Annotated in this window: 8 protein-coding genes; 6 read left to right on the forward strand and 2 right to left on the reverse strand. The window is 42.2% G+C overall.

Translation table 11 applies throughout. The annotated features are described in order from the left end of the window. Nucleotides 1-152 precede the first annotated feature (152 nt). The 6 genes from AB5062_RS00155 (at nucleotide 153) to AB5062_RS00180 (ending at nucleotide 12,097) form a co-directional block, all read left to right on the forward strand. Nucleotides 153-3,320: a TonB-dependent receptor gene (locus AB5062_RS00155; protein ID WP_032952964.1), complete on the forward strand. Its 3,168-nt coding sequence runs from the start codon at nucleotides 153-155 to the stop codon at nucleotides 3,318-3,320. Between the two features lie 12 nt (nucleotides 3,321-3,332). Next, nucleotides 3,333-5,381, forward strand: coding sequence for a RagB/SusD family nutrient uptake outer membrane protein (locus AB5062_RS00160; protein ID WP_032952963.1), 2,049 nt, complete (start codon nucleotides 3,333-3,335; stop codon nucleotides 5,379-5,381). Nucleotides 5,382-5,617: 236 nt separating this feature from the next. Continuing rightward, nucleotides 5,618-7,054, forward strand: coding sequence for a sulfatase-like hydrolase/transferase (locus AB5062_RS00165; protein ID WP_032952962.1), 1,437 nt, complete (start codon nucleotides 5,618-5,620; stop codon nucleotides 7,052-7,054). A gap of 36 nt (nucleotides 7,055-7,090) precedes the next feature. Then, on the forward strand, nucleotides 7,091-8,443 hold the full coding sequence (locus AB5062_RS00170; RefSeq protein ID WP_005844286.1) for an alpha-L-fucosidase: 1,353 nt from the start codon (nucleotides 7,091-7,093) through the stop codon (nucleotides 8,441-8,443). 6 nt (nucleotides 8,444-8,449) lie between these two features. Then, nucleotides 8,450-10,525: a Sip1-related alpha-galactosidase gene (locus AB5062_RS00175; RefSeq protein WP_032952961.1), complete on the forward strand. Its 2,076-nt coding sequence runs from the start codon at nucleotides 8,450-8,452 to the stop codon at nucleotides 10,523-10,525. An 18-nt stretch (nucleotides 10,526-10,543) separates the two neighbouring features. Continuing rightward, the gene (locus AB5062_RS00180) at nucleotides 10,544-12,097 is read left to right on the forward strand and encodes a sulfatase (RefSeq protein ID WP_032952960.1); all 1,554 of its coding nucleotides are present in this window, start codon (nucleotides 10,544-10,546) and stop codon (nucleotides 12,095-12,097) included. Nucleotides 12,098-12,241: 144 nt separating this feature from the next. On the opposite strand, the gene rnc is transcribed toward AB5062_RS00180, so the two are convergent. Both rnc and fabF read right to left on the reverse strand, forming a co-directional pair. Further along, nucleotides 12,242-13,168 (reverse strand): ribonuclease III, encoded by a 927-nt coding sequence (gene rnc, locus AB5062_RS00185; protein ID WP_005844280.1) that lies wholly within the window; start codon nucleotides 13,166-13,168, stop codon nucleotides 12,242-12,244. Nucleotides 13,169-13,170: 2 nt separating this feature from the next. Beyond that, nucleotides 13,171-14,436, reverse strand: coding sequence for a beta-ketoacyl-ACP synthase II (gene fabF, locus AB5062_RS00190; RefSeq protein WP_005850136.1), 1,266 nt, complete (start codon nucleotides 14,434-14,436; stop codon nucleotides 13,171-13,173). Between the last annotated feature and the right edge of the window lie 14 nt (nucleotides 14,437-14,450).

A 14,450-nucleotide genomic window follows, 5' to 3' on the forward strand; every position in this document is an offset into this window, starting at 1 on the left:
ATAAAAAAGAGATAACAACAAAGATTCACCAAAAAATATAGAGATGCATTAAACATGCATGCTGAATGAAATGAACGTGTATTAAGCCACATCACTGATTAACATACATTTGCAATGTATTAACCTAATGTCTAATTAAAAAACAGAGAAGCATGAAAAAAATCTCAATTCTATTTTTGATATTGCTTTGCAACTGTACATTCCTGTACGCCCAGCAATTCAGCATCACCGGTGTAGTCACGGATAAAAAGCTCAAAGAGCCTATTATCGGTGCCAGTGTCATTGTCAAAGGGACAACCAATGGAACGGTGACCGACCTTGATGGAAATTTCACAATCCAAGTTTCAAAAGAAAATGTGTTGGTTATCTCTTTTATCGGATACATCACACAAGAAATTAAAGTCAATGAAAACCAAACTTCGTATAACATTCAAATGTCTGAAGACACACAAACGTTGGATGAGGTTGTCGTAGTCGGTTTCGGTACACAAAGAAAAGCTAATCTGACAGACGCTGTAGCTACAGTAGATACTAAAGTACTCGATTCCCGTCCCGTCACTAACTTAGGCCAATCATTACAAGGTACTGTTCCTGGTTTAAATTTATCTGTTGGAGGCTTAGGAGGACAATTAGGACAAACTATGGATGTGAACATCCGTGGTACAGGTACTATTTCTACAGGTTCTAAAGCTGCTACGTTAGTTTTAATTGACGGTATAGAAGGCAATATGAACAATCTGAATCCGGATGATGTAGAGTCTATCTCCGTATTAAAAGATGCAGCCGCCAGTTCTATTTATGGTTCACGTGCAGCATTCGGCGTGATTTTGATTACTACTAAAAAAGGTAAAGCAGGAAAAGCCAGTATCTCTTATTCCGGAAATGCCCGTTATGCCGGTCCTAACCATTTGCCGAATTTAATGAACTCCTACCAATTCGCTAACTATTTTAACGAAGGTAGTATTAACGGAGGAGGAAAAGCTATTTTTGATGAAGATACCATGGAACGTATCCAGCAATACATGAATGGTGAAATTACAACCAGCACTATTGCCAATGCAAATGGTAACTGGCAATTCCATGAAAAAGCCAATGACAATGTTAACTGGTACAAAACCCACTACAAATGGGCATGGTCTCAAGAGCATAACCTGAATATCAACGGAGGCAGTGATAAAAGCCAATATTATGTATCAACCAACTATCTGGATCAAGACGGTAATCTGCGTTACGGAAATGATTCCTATGAACGTATTTCAACCAATGCAAAATTTAATGCACAACCTTTTAAATGGTTGGATATAGAAGTTAATACTAAATATGTTTATACCAAATTAGACAACCCTCTTTACAGCGACATGAATGGCTTATTCTATCATGATGTGGCACGCCTATGGCCTACAATGCCGTTTAAAGATCCTAACGGCTACTATATGCGCAATGGAAAATTAGGACAACTTACGAATGGAAGTCGTTCCATTACCAGTAATAATAACGTTTATCTGCAAGGACAACTTGTTTTTCATCCTTTGAAAAACTGGAATATATATGCAAATGTAGGGTTACGCTTGATTGATCAAGTACAAAGACAGAATCTGAATAAAGTATATGAACACAATGTAGTCGGAGAAGCATTAGAACTGGCATACGGTGGAGAATACGCAGTAGGACAAACCGGAGCTATGCAATATTGGACTAAAGCCAATCATTTGACAACCAGCTTGTATAGTGATTATTCTTTTTCATTCGACGAACATCAATTCAAAGTAATGGCAGGCGTTAATACAGAAAAATACAACAACCGTTATCTTTCTGTAAAACGTATGGATCTCATTACTGAATCAGTACCCGAAATCGGCACTGCAACAGGCGAAGATAAAATTAATGAAGCCAGTGCTTACACTTGGGCTACAGCGGGTTTCTTTGGACGTATTAACTATGATTATTCCAATAAATATTTTATTGCTGGTAACTTACGCTATGACGGTTCTTCTCGTTTCCTCCGAAAAGACCGTTGGGGACTGTTCGGTTCGTTTTCTTTAGGCTGGAATATGGCGGCCGAAGATTTTTTCCCGGTAGATGAAAATATTATCAACCAATTAAAGCCTCGTGTATCCTGGGGTACACTAGGTAATCAAAATACGAATTCTTATTATCCCATGTATTTATTGCAAACAGTCAAGCCCAATGGAGGAAGCTGGCTAATGGGAGACTCTAAACCAACTGTTGCCGGTATGCCTGGAACAATTAGCAGTTCATTGACTTGGGAAACAGTACAATCCTTAAATATTGGTTTTGATTTAGGAATGTTCAGAAATCGACTTAACATAAATTTCGATTATTTTATCCGTAAGACATTGGATATGGTCGGTCCGGCTTCTGAAGTTGCTTCTATCTATGGCATCGGTATGCCGGCAAGCAATAACACAGACTTACGCACCAAAGGATGGGAAGTAGCCGCCAGTTGGCGTGACAGAATAGGACAAGTTAATTATAATATAGGCTTCAACATGGCAGATTCCCGCTCATTTGTCGACAAGTATCCCAACGAATCCAAATCACTCAACACCTATTATAAAGATCAGGAATTAGGAGCCATTTGGGGATATGTAACTCATGGAATAGCTAAAAGCCAATCGGAAATGGACGAATGGACAAAAGATAACAACCCTTCATGGGGCTCAGGCTGGGGCGAAGGTGATATTATGTTCGAAGACCTTAATGGAGATAAAGTAATCAACGAAGGAGCTAATACAGTAGACGATCCGGGAGACCGCAAAATTATTGGTAACTCCACCCCACGTTTCAGATTTGGCTTAGATTTAGGAGTTGAATGGAAAGGTATCGACTTTAGTATGTTCTGGCAAGGAGTCGCAAAACGCGATTTATGGCTGGATGGTCTCATGTTTTGGGGAATCTCGGGAGGAGAATGGCAATCAACCGGCTTAAAAGAGCATTTGGATTATTATCGCCCAGAAAATACAACTTCTGTATTTGGTCCCAATACCAATGCTTATTTTCCCAAAATGTATATGAGCAAAGATATGAATCAAAAAGTACAAACGCGTTACTTGCAAAACGGCGCCTATGCCCGTTTAAAAAATATCCAACTAGGATATACTTTCCCGACACAAATCATCAACAAACTACATATGCAGAAATTACGTGTATATGTCAGTGCCGAGAATGTATTGACTATCACTAGCCTACCTAGCGGTTTTGACCCAGAAACAACTTATTCAAGTTATTCTGATGGGAATTCCGGAAAAACTTATCCGCTACAAACAACTATATCTTTTGGACTACATGCAACATTCTAAATAATAAAACATATGAAAAAGATTCTATTATATACATTCATAGCCGCTGCAAGTGTTTTTACGACCTCATGCAATGATTATCTGGATTGCGAACCTATCACTTCTGTCAGCACCAATGTCTATCTTTATTCCGAAACAGACCTGGCTGCTTATACTGCCAAATTTTATAATGACAGTGAAGACGAAAAAGATGACGAATATGGCAATATTCTTCCATCTCATGGTTCTGCCACTTATAATTTAGGATTATTCCAAAAAGATAACGGAACAGACGACCAAACCGCAGACTCACCAAGTAAACTTTTCGTAAAAGGACAGTACCATGTCGGTGATGATGACTTATGGCATAAATATTTCCGTAAGATACGTGCAGCTAATTATTTTATTCAAACAGTTACCGAACGATATACCAACAGAGAAATATCCGGTAATGACGCAAATATCAAACACTATATTGGCGAGGTATATTTCTTCCGTGCTTATATTTATCTCACAGCATTGCAGAATCTAGGTGATTTTCCTATTCTGACTGAAATATTACCGGATGATTACAACGCCATACGTGAAGCTTCCAAACGGCGTCCACGCAATGAAGTCGCACGCTTTATCTTATCTGATTTAGATAAAGCCTACGAATATATGCTTCCCACTGCTCCCGTAAGCAATCGGTTAAACAAAGACTGCGCTGCATTAGTAAAAAGTCGCGCTGCCCTGTTTGAAGCAACATGGGAAAAATATCATAAAGGAAGTGCATTTGTTCCTGGTGGTCCCGGATGGCCTGGTGCTTCAATGGATTATTTAAAAGATTTCAGCTTTGACATCGATGCTGAAATTAAATATTTCCTACAGCAAGCAATAGAAGCAGCTGATATCGTAGCTCAAGGACATAGCTTGCACAACAATTATGCCGCACTATTTAATTCTATTGATTTAAGCGGAATAAATGAAATTTTATTATGGCGTAAATATAGTGTCAACTCAGATGCCACTTCTTTCCACTTTGTTGTAAGCTATTTACAACGCAATGGCGGAGGTAACACAGGTTATACGCGCTCCATGGTAGATTCTTATCTGATGGCTGACGGCCTACCTATTTATGCCAGTACCAGTTATCAAGGAGACGATACATACGAACATATCTTTACCGACAGAGACGGACGCATGAGACAGACGATTTTAAAAACCGGAGATCTGTTATCCGACAATCCCAATTTTGCTACTTGGATAAAGAAGAATGATGGATACGGCTACTTTTACCGCCCTGAAATTTTCGAGCCCCAAAAAGAAAATAGTAATCCGACCGGATACTGTCTGCGCAAAGGATTGAATACATCCGGAGATATGCAGTCAACAAAAGAATCCTATACAGGATGCCCAATCTTCCGTGCAGCAGAAGCCTACCTGAATTATATAGAAGCTTACTACGAATTAAACGGTAATCTAGGTGGCAACTGCGATAAATACTGGAAAGCTCTTCGTACACGTGCCGGTATGAGTACAGACTATCAAAAGACCATAAACAATACAGACATAAGTAAAGAAAAGCAAGATTGGGGAAGTTATTCTGCCGGTCAACAAATAAACACAACTCTGTACAACATCCGTCGTGAACGACGTGTCGAGTTGGTATCAGAAGGATTCCGTATGGCAGACTTAAAACGTTGGCGCGCTTTGGATCAAGTAAAAGATGTGCATGTGCAAGGATTTAATTTTTGGGATAGCATGTATCAACTGTATACAAACCCTCAAGCCGAAGACGCTGTAACCCCAATTCCCCAAATAACACTTTTAGAATATGGCGTAACAGACAAGACAGCCAATATTTCAGCAAAATCCGACCCATATGCAGAAGGAAAATATTTATTACCTTATCGTAAAAATGCTGCTAATATTGGTTTCAGTGGACTAAATTGGAATACAAGCAAATACCTGTATCCTATTAGTAACAAGCAATTCCGCCTGACTACCGCTGTTCCGGGTTCTAACGAATATGAAAGTTCTACCATTTATCAGAATCCCGGATGGAGCAGAAATGATGGAACTTTACCTGAAGGTGAATAAGCTTTCAAAACAATAACAAGCATTTATGGGAAGGAAAAGGAAAGTTTCCGAAAAGTTTTCCTACCTTCCCATAACATATTCACATTATATGAATATCTTTGTTTTAATGATGAAGTTTTGCTGATGCTATTTATCAACGCTTAAAATAAGAGCTTTTTAAATTAAGTTTTTGACAATTACACAATAAAACACAATCAGTCAGGAATGATGAAACCTCTATTAACCCTTTGCAGATTATGAAGAAAAGACTTAATATTTTCTTGCTGGCATTCCCTTTGTGTCCAGTATTCCAGATTCAAGCTCAAGAAAAACCTAACCTGGTCTTCATCATGGCAGATCAATGGAGAGGAGATGCTTTAGGTTGTCTCGGAAAAGAACCTGTCAAAACACCTTGCCTGGACCAACTGGCCCGTGAAGGAGTGAATTTCACCAATGCTGTCAGCAGCTATCCCGTATCTTCACCGGCACGAGGCATGTTGATGACAGGCATGTATCCGCATAAGAACAAAGTAACAGGCAATTGCAATTCTGCCAACGCTCCTTATGGAGTAGAACTTCCACAAGATGCACGCTGCTGGAGTGATATACTTAAAGCCAATGGATACCAAACAGGATATATCGGCAAATGGCATCTGGATGCTCCTTATGAACCATACATAGATACTTACAACAACCATGGTGCAGTTGCTTGGAACGAATGGTGTCCAAAAGAACGCCGGCACGGTTTTGACTATTGGACCGCTTATGACACTTACGACTACCATTTAAAACCCATGTACTGGGACACTGATGCTCCCCGGGACAGTTTTTATTATGTCAATCAATGGGGACCGGAGTATGAAGCCGACAAAGCGATTGAGTACCTCAACGGGCATATAGATAAAACGCAGCCATTTGCCTTAGTCGTATCCATGAACCCTCCACACACCGGTTACGAGTTGGTGCCCGATCGATACAAGGAGATGTATAAAAACCTGAATGTAGAGGCATTATGTGCCAACCGTCCCGACATTCCCGCCAAAGGCACTGAAATGGGTGACTATTTCCGAAACAATATCCGCAATTACTATGCCTGCATGACCGGAGTCGATGAAAATATAGGTCGGATAATCAACGAATTGAAACGTTTGGGTTTATTAAAAAATACTATTGTAGTATTCACTTCTGACCACGGCATCTGCATGGGGGCTCATGAACAAGCCGGAAAAGATATCTTTTATGAGGAATCCATGCGAATTCCCGTCCTTATCTCATGGCCGGAAAAAATAAAGCCGAAAACCGACCGAACAACCATGATAGCTTTTGCCGACTTGTATCCGACCCTGCTTTCCATCATGGGCTTTCAGCAACAAATACCGGAAGAAGTACAAACATTCAACCTTGCTTCCGTTCTCCTCTGCGGAAAAGAAAACAACCGCATTGTCCAACCTTATTATTACATACAGTCATCCAATCCGGCAACAGGCTACCGGGGATTACGCACCGCCACACATACGTTTACTATCCATACAACCGATGGAAAGGTAGATAAGATTATTCTATTCGATAGGAGATCAGACCCTTACCAAATGAATAATATAGCTATGCAGCATCCCAAACTGGTAAACCGATTGAAAAGCCAATTAAAAACATGGCTGCAAAAAACAGAAGATCCATTTTTTAATTATTTATAACCCATGAAGATACTATATACATCCCTTCTCTTCCTTATGAACTGTGTACTGAGTGTTGCACAACCGGAAATCATTGTACCCAAACCGCATCAATTGAAATGGCACGAAGCGGAAATGGGAGCCGTATTTCATTATGACCTCCACGTATTCGACGGCATCCGCTACGGACAAGGCAACAACCGTATCAGCCCCATTGAAGATTATAATATATTTAATCCTACCCAACTGGATACTGACCAATGGATTCAGGCAGCTAAAGCCGCAGGCTGCAAATTCGCCGTACTCACAGCCACGCATGAAACCGGCTTCGGATTGTGGCAAAGTGACGTAAACCCATACTGCCTGAAAGCTGTAAAATGGCGTGATGGCAAAGGAGACATTGTCCGCGACTTTGTCAACTCCTGCCGTAAGTATGGTATCCAGCCGGGCATCTATGTAGGCATCCGGTGGAATTCACTTCTGGGTATCCATAATTTCAAGGTAGCCGATGACGGAGAATTTGCCGCCAACCGACAGGCGTGGTATAAACGCTTCTGCGAGAAAATGGTGGAAGAACTTTGTACCCGCTATGGAGATTTATATATGATTTGGTTTGATGGCGGAGCCGATGACCCACGAGGTGACGGTCCTGATGTGGAACCCATCGTCAATAAATACCAACCCAACTGCCTGTTCTACCACAACATAGACCGTGCTGATTTCCGCTGGGGAGGTTCAGAAACCGGCACAGTGGGATACCCCTGCTGGTCCACTTTTCCGGCCCCCTGTTCACATCATAAACGTATTGAAAGCCAAAAAGACCAAATAGCCTTATTAAAACAAGGTGATCCCGAAGGCAAATACTGGGTACCGGCTATGGCAGACAGCCCCCTGCGTGGTGCCAACGGCCGCCACGAATGGTTTTGGGAACCCGATGACGAGAATAATATCTATCCATTGACAACGTTGATGGATATGTACGAAAAATCAGTGGGCCGCAACGCTACGTTAATCATCGGGCTGACCCCCGATCCTGATGGGCTATTGCCGGCAGGTGACGAACAGCGTTTAAAAGAATGGGGAGAAGAAATAAACCGGCGCTTTGGTACACCATTGGCGGAAACCCAAGGCCGGAGGCAACGGCTTACGCTGAATCTGAATGAAAAACAACCGGTCAACTACTGCATCATCCAAGAAGACATTGCCAAAGGCGAAAGAATACGCCAATACAAGATAGAAGCGAAAGTCAACGGAAAATGGCAGACAGTGTGCTCCGGCGAGTCTGTGGGACACAAACGCATTGCACACTTCGAACCGGTAGAAACCACCGCCTTGCGCCTCACCGTAACCCAATCCGTTGCCTTACCCGAAATCAGACATTTCAGTGCCTATAACGTAACCCTCAAATAAAAAATCATGAGAGAATATAAAGCAATATTCATTTGTATCCTGATTTGCAATGTATTTGTTTGTCCGAAATCCTTCGGGCAAACAGATTACACATATGAAAAAGGAAAGTCTTTCAAGAACACAAACGCTTTGTCAATGACAGATACGATTGATTTAACTTCCATTTCTTCTCCCATACCCTATAAGAAATCCATACCCGGACAAACCCAGACTATTGCCTGTCCGGTACGGTTACCCGGGTACGTCCGAGGTATTTTCTTCAGCCGAGACTCCCGTCCGGGAGATTTTGAATGGCCCAACAATACCAACCGGCTCCTACCTTGGGTGTTCAACGATTTAAAAGAATTAACCGACACCCGCTATCCGGGAATACCTTCCAATGCAGCCCCATCTACGTTGGGAGATGCATTACTGCTGGAACTGACAAACGGAGAATACTTGTTTGCCAAAGCCATTGCCGGCCGTAACAGTTTAAGCTGGCTGCAAGTAAACGATAACGGCTCTGTCACCCTATATGTATCCACTTTAGGAAAAGACTATCTGAAACCGGAAGTCCCTCTTCTACTCATCCGACAAGGAAAAGATATTTATTCAACCATTCGGCAAGCCTATCAAGCGCTGATGAAAAATACAGAAGCCGCCGACTTAAAAAGCCGCACAGCCAAGGAATATTTCGAAGCTTTCCGCTATCTCGGTTGGTGTACATGGGAACATTATCATGATGATATAAACGAATCCAAGGTAATAAACGATATGAAAACGATAGAGGCATCCGGTATTCCTATCCGGTATGTACTGATTGACGACGGTCATCTCGCCCACAAGAACAGGCAACTGACCGATTTCATACCGGATAAACAACGTTTCCCGTCGGGATGGAAAAAAATCATGTCATACAAAAAAGAAAATAAAATCAAATGGATCGGACTGTGGTACAGCCTTTCGGGATACTGGATGGGATTATCCCCCGAAAACGGATTTCCACAAGTCGTCCGACAAGCCCTATACCCACACGCCGGCAGCCTTCTGCCAGGAACGGACAGCACCCGCATCCGTTCCTTCTATCGCTACTACGTCAGCACCTTAAAAGAACAAGGATTCGATTTTCTGAAAGTAGATAACCAAGCTTTTACACTACCACTCTACATGGGAGGCCATGAAAGTATCCGCCAGGCAACCGACTGTAACCGAAGCCTAGAAGCCGAGACCCACCGGCAAAATATGGGACTAATGAACTGTATGGCACAGAACGTCATCAATACTGACCATACGTCATACAGTAACAGCACCCGTGTCAGCATAGACTATAAGAAATATGATGAGGATATGGCAAAATCACATCTATTCCAGTCTTATACCAATACCTTGCTACTAGGACAAACCGTATGGCCCGACCATGATATGTTTCATTCCTGCGATACCGTTTGCGGCACCTTGATGGCACGTTCCAAGGCTATTTCCGGAGGTCCGGTCTACCTGTCGGACGCCCCTCGGGACTTTATCAAGGAAAACATTTTCCCCTTAATTGACGAACAAGGCAAACTGTTCCGTCCCGAAGCTCCCGCCGTACCTATGCCAGAATCTATACTGACCAATCCATTATGGAGTGGAAAAGCGTATCGAGTAGCAGCTCCCTCAGGCAACGGAGCAATGACATTAATCTGTTACAACCTGAATGTTTCCCCCCGGCATCAGCAAGTCCAAGCCATTATAAAAAAAGAAGATTATTCTCTTCGGAACAGTTTTGAGAAAATGTCTGCCACCCCCGAAGAACGCGTGCTGCTTTATAATTGGGAATCACAAAAGGCAGAAGAACTATCAGACAGCAGTACATTCGAACTTATCGGATTTACAGACAAACTGTTTCATCTCTGCCCCATACGGAAAGGATGGGCAGTCATTGGCATACAGGAAAAGTATCTGTCCCCGGCCACCGTCCAAACTATCTCTTTAACAGAGAACCGCTTGGTGCTGAACGTACTATGTACAGGTACACTAAAAGTATGGATAGAAAATTCCGGCAAGCAAGAACTGAGAAGTATTTCCATAGATACCCCCAAAAAAATTGTAATCGAAAAATAACTTATAAAACCAGCCGATATGAATAAAAAACTACTTGTATCTTTCGCTCTCGCTTCCTTAACAGGAATCTCGACGCAAGCAAAAGAAAAAATGTCTTCAGAAACAACCCAACAACGTCCCAATATCATCTTATTTATGGTGGACGACATGGGTTGGCAAGATACATCCTTACCTTTCTGGACACAGAAAACACATTATAATGAAGCCTACGAAACTCCCAATATGGAACGTCTGGCCAAGAAAGGGATGATGTTCACACAAGCATACGCCTGCAATATCAGTTCCGCTACCCGTTGCAGTCTGATAACGGGTGCTAACAACACCCGACATCGTGTAACAAACTGGACACTTGAAAAAAACAAAGCTACCGACAGACCAAGCAATACAATACAATTGCCAGACTGGAACTACAACGGAGTCAGCCAAGTAACAGGAACGCCCAATACCTTTGTCGGCACTTCTTTCGTTGAGTTACTCAGACAGAACGGTTATCATACCATCCACTGCGGAAAAGCTCATTTCGGTTCTATTGACACACCGGGAGAGAACCCTACCCATTGGGGGTTTGAAGTAAACATAGCCGGACATGCCGCCGGTGGTCTGGCTACTTATCTGAGCGAACAGAACTACGGGCACACCCGCGATGGGAAGCCCTATTCACTAATGGCCATCCCCGGCTTGGAAGATTATTGGGGAACAGGTATATTTGCAACAGAAGCCCTGACACAAGAAGCTATCAAAGCATTGGACAAAGCAAAAAAGTACAATCAACCTTTTTATCTATATATGGCACATTATGCCATCCACGTTCCTGTTGACAAAGATATGCGCTTCTTCCCCAAGTATATTAAAAAAGGACTTAGTGACAAAGAAGCCGCATATGCATCCTTAATTGAAGGAATGGATAAAAGTCTGGGGGATTTGATGAACTGGTTGGAAAAAAATGATGAAGCAGACAATACCGTTATTATTTTTATGAGTGACAACGGAGGGCTAGCTGCCGAACCCGGATGGCGCGACGGACAAATTCACACTCAAAACGCTCCTCTCAATAGTGGCAAAGGCTCCTTATATGAAGGAGGAATACGCGAACCAATGATTGTAAGCTGGCCCGGAGTAGTCACCCCGGATACTCGTTGTGACAAATATCTTATAATTGAAGATTTTTATCCTACCATACTTGAAATGGCGGGTATCACAAACTATAAGACAGTCAACCCTATAGACGGTATCAGCTTTATGCCCCTGCTGAAAGGTACAGGAGACCCGTCCAAAGGACGCGCACTGGTATGGAATTTCCCTAATATCTGGGGTAATGACGGACCAGGCATCAATCTGGACTGCTCTATCCGCAAAGACGAATGGAAACTGGTCTATTATTATGAAACCGGTAAAAAAGAACTTTTCAACATACCAAATGATATCAGTGAAAAAAATGATGTAGCAAAGCAACATCCCGGCATCGTAAAACGGCTCTCCAAGGAATTAGGGAACTATTTGCGAGCAACAGGAGGACAACGTCCCACATTCAAAGCCACAGGAAAACCCTGCCCATGGCCTGATGAAATCTAATTCCCGTCAGTATATGAAATATGCCCGACTACATTTTCTTGATGTAATCGGGCATATTCCAATGTATTATGTATTCCTGCCGGACATACCCAAAACCACCGGAATAGCTAATTAATAAATTATAAACAATATCGATAAAATCCGCTAAGCGTTTTCCTTAAAAGCCTTTTCTTCCGCTTCACTGATTATCTGCTCGACCACATCCGTTTTCTTAATCTCCTCCAAAGAAAGATCCGGAGTAACGGTCCCACTGTCTGAAGGCTTACTATCAGAAACCGTTACCTCCTCCTGAGGCAACTCACGGGCAGTCTTAGCCGCAAAAATACATTCAATAAAGCCGGAATCATTCTTTATTTTTCCCAAAGCCACACGCGCAGCCATTTGCTGAGACTCTTTTTTAGAATAACCGGTTCCTTTTCCTCCCGAAATACCTTCCACCAGAACTTCACTCTCGAAAGTCGGATTATATCCCTGATCATGTGATTGGGTTATCAGCTCAAAGGTAACCTCAAAACGATTTTTCTGGCTCCATTCTATCAACTTGGATTTAAAGTTTACCTCCTTACGGGAAATCTTCTCCAAATTTATATAAGGCCCAATAATACGATGCTCCATGAAATATTTACAGGCACGATATCCCCTGTCTAGATAAATAGCACCTACCAATGCTTCGAATGCATTGCCGCACATATAGCTGTTATGAGAAGACTGGCGGGCCGTATACTTGATCAGCTTATCCAAACCAATCTCTATAGCCAAACGATTCAATGTTTCACGCTGCACTATTTTAGAGCGGGTATTCGTGAGAAAACCCTCACGCTTTCCTTCAAACCTTTTGTAAACAATATCTGCCACCACAGCATCCAGAATAGCATCCCCCAAGAATTCCAAACGCTCATTATTAAGCAAACGCCCCTTTTCAGACTTCACTGATAAAGATTTGTGAAGCAAAGCCTGTTCGTAGATGCTAATGTCTTTGGGATAGAATCCAAGCATCTTATAAAAACGAAGATAAGACTCCCTATCCTTACGAAAAAGAAGTCTTATCCTATCCTTTATATTGCTAAACACGATTATTCAGCATATTTTTTTACGATTACACATGCATTATGTCCACCAAAACCGAAGGTATTGCTCAATGCAGCGTTTACTGTACGTTTCTGAGCTTCGTTGAACGTGAAGTTCAAGTTATAATCAATGTTTTCATCATTATCACCTTCCTCATGGTTGATAGTGGGCGGAACAATGTCATTCTTCACAGCCAATACACTGGCAATAGCTTCTACCGCACCGGCAGCACCCAACAAGTGTCCTGTCATAGACTTAGTAGAGCTGATATTCAGTTTATAAGCGTGATCTCCAAATACATCCTTGATAGCTTTCACTTCTGAAACATCACCTACAGGAGTTGAAGTTCCATGTACATTGATATAATCAATATCTTCCGGTTTCAATTCCGCATCTTCCAATGCGTTCAACATAACCAGTTTAGCGCCCAATCCTTCCGGATGAGAAGCAGTCAAGTGATAAGCGTCGGCAGAAGCGCCTACACCGGCAAGTTCCGCATAAATCTTGGCACCACGTGCTTTTGCATGTTCCAATTCTTCCAAAATCAGACAGCCTGCGCCTTCACCCATCACAAAGCCATCACGGCTTGCACTAAACGGGCGGGATGCACGTTCCGGATCATCATTACGGGTAGACAAAGCATGCATAGCGTTAAAACCGCCCAAACCAGCTTCAAAAATAGCAGCTTCCGCACCACCTGCCACAATTACATTTGCTTTACCCAAACGGATATAGTTAAATGCATCGGCAATAGCATTTGATGAAGATGCACAGGCAGAAGTTGTTGTGAAGTTAGGACCGTGGAAACCATACATGATAGAGATCTGTCCCGATGCAATATCAGCTATCATTTTGGGGATGAAGAATGGGTTGAATTTCGGTCCGACAGTATCTTTATTCAGTGTATAATTAGCTACTTCCTCTTCAAAAGTATGAATACCTCCGATACCTACACCGTAAATTACACCTATTCTATTCAAATCTTCTTTTTCGAGGTCCATTCCAGAATCCTCCACCGCTTCTTTAGCAGCTGCAATGGCATACTGTGTATACAGATCCATTTTGCGAAGTTCTTTACGGTCAATGTAATCAGTTCCATTGAAATTCTTCACTTCGCATGCAAAATGAGTCTTGAATTTAGACGCATCGAAATGAGTAATAGGTCCTGCCCCGCTTACCCCCTTCACCAGGTTTTCCCATGTTTCTGCAACATTGTTACCTACAGGAGTAAGAGCACCAAGACCTGTTACTACTACTCTTTTTAATTCCATATTATAAAATAAGG

The organism is Phocaeicola sp. RTP21359st1_B8_RTP21360_211022, from assembly GCF_040911965.1.
GTDB classification, from domain to species: domain Bacteria; phylum Bacteroidota; class Bacteroidia; order Bacteroidales; family Bacteroidaceae; genus Phocaeicola; species Phocaeicola vulgatus.